This window comes from Streptomyces cacaoi (genome assembly GCF_006539165.1).
Classification (GTDB): domain Bacteria; phylum Actinomycetota; class Actinomycetes; order Streptomycetales; family Streptomycetaceae; genus Streptomyces; species Streptomyces cacaoi.
Map to the genome: position 1 here is coordinate 1 of NZ_BJMM01000148.1, position 2068 is coordinate 2068.

Here is a 2068-nt window from a genome sequence, read left to right on the forward strand (position 1 = left end):
CTCCGCCGTGGGCACCCTGCGCCGCGACGACGGCGGTGAGGCACGCCTGCTGAAGTCCCTCGCCGAGGCGTACGTCGCCGGAGCACCCGTGGAGTGGACGCGCACCCTCGGCCAGGCCCCCGCCCAGTGGGTGGACCTGCCGACGTACGCCTTCCAACGCCGCCGCTTCTGGGCCCAGCAGCGCGGCGGTACGTCCGCCGCCGCGCACGGCATGGCGGACACCGGGCACGCCCTGCTCGGCAGCGGCGTGCCGCTGCCCGGCTCGGACGGGTTCCTGTTCACCGGACGCCTGTCGCTCCATGACCAGCCCTGGCTGGCCGACCACTCCGTACTCGGCCGCATCGTCCTACCCGGCACGGCGTTCCTCGACATGGCACTGCGCGCCGCCGACGAGGTCGGCTGCGCCCACGTGGCTGAGCTGACCCTCGAAACCCCGCTGGTCCTGACCCCGGCCCGGACGACCCACGTGCAGGTCCTCGTGGCCGCGCCCGACCACGACGGCAACCGCGAGATCAGCGTCCACGCCCGCGCCCAGGACGCGCCGCCCGACGCCTGGACGCGGCACGCGCGGGCGACGTTGACCACCGGCGCGCCCGACGAGCCGGCCGGTTCGGGCAGCTGGCCTCCGGCCGGGGCGCAGCGGATGGCGACGGACGGGCTGTACGAGCGGCTGAGCGACGAGGGCCTCGACTACGGGCCCGCCTTCCGCGGCCTGGAGACCGTATGGCGGGACGGCGACGGCACGGTGTTCGCCGAGGTGGCACTGCCCGGCGGCGCCGAGCCGGACGCGGGGGAGCGGGACACGGCGGGCTTCGGCGTGCATCCGGCGCTGCTGGACGCCGCGTTGCACGCGTGGCCGGCCTGCGCGGACGGTCCGGAACCTGACGCCGTACGGCTGCCGTTCCTGTGGACCGGAGTCACGCTGCACGCCACAGGAGCCACGCGGATACGGGTCCGGCTCGCCCCGGAGGCCCCGGGAGGGGGCGAGGGCGCGCTGTCGGTGCTGGTCACGGACACCGACGGGCTGCCGGTCCTCTCCGCCCGGTCGCTGGTCACCCGTCCGGTCACCGAGGCGACGTTCCCCGCCCTGCCGGGAACGGGCGCCTCCCTGTACCGGGTGGCCTGGAACCCGGCCACCGGAGCCGGGCCGCAGGCCGATGCGGAGGTCTGCGCGGCGCCCCGTGTCGCGGTGCTCGGCGAGCCCACCGAGGGGGACCTGTCCGAGCCCGTCCCCGCGCTGGCCGACTGCCGCGATCTCGCGGCGCTGGAGGACCGCCTGAGCGCAGGTGATCAGTCGGCGCCCGAGCACGTCCTGGTCGAGGTCTCCACGCCGGGCGGCGGTGTGTTCGACGACACCCTCCCGGCCGCCGCCGAACAGGCCGCCCGGCACGCCCTGGACCTCCTACAGCGCTGGCTCGCCTCGGAACGGCTCACCGCGTCCCGGCTGGTCCTCGTGACCCGTGGCGCGGTCGCCGTCGAAGACTGCGGGCCCGTGGCAGGTCTCGCGGCCTCCCCGGTCTGGGGGCTGGTGCGGTCGGCGCAGTCCGAACACCCCGGCCGCCTCGCACTGCTCGACCTGGACCCGCAGGGCACGACGCCCGATGCGGTACGGCGCGCCCTGGCCGCCGGTGAACCCCAACTTGCCATCCGGGGCGAGGAGATCCTCGCGCCGCAGCTCGTACGCGACGAGTCCGACCAGCCGACGCAGGAGCAGCACACCATCGGCCCCTGGCACCTCGCCGCCGCCAGGAACGGCACGTTGGAGGGGCTGGCATGGGAACCGGACCCGGCGCCCACCGACCGCCCGCTGGGCGCGCATGAGGTGCGTGTCGATGTGCGCGCGGTGGGGCTGAACTTCCGCGATGTCCTGATCTTGCTCGGCATGTATCCGGACGCGGAGAGCGCGGTGTTGGGGAGTGAGGGTGCGGGGGTCGTGGCGGAGGTGGGGCCGGGTGTGTCGAGCGTGGAGGTGGGCGACCGTGTGATGGGCGTGTGGGGCGATGGATTCCGGTCGTCGGTGGTGGTGGATGAGCGTGTGTTGGTGGGGGTGCCGGTGGGGTGGGGGTTT

General features: G+C 75.0%; 1 protein-coding gene. It reads left to right on the forward strand.

Going from position 1 to position 2068, the window contains the following annotated elements:
• A partial coding sequence (locus SCA03_RS34645) for a SpnB-like Rossmann fold domain-containing protein (protein ID WP_170223875.1) occupies positions 1-2068 on the forward strand: 2068 nt, incomplete at both ends.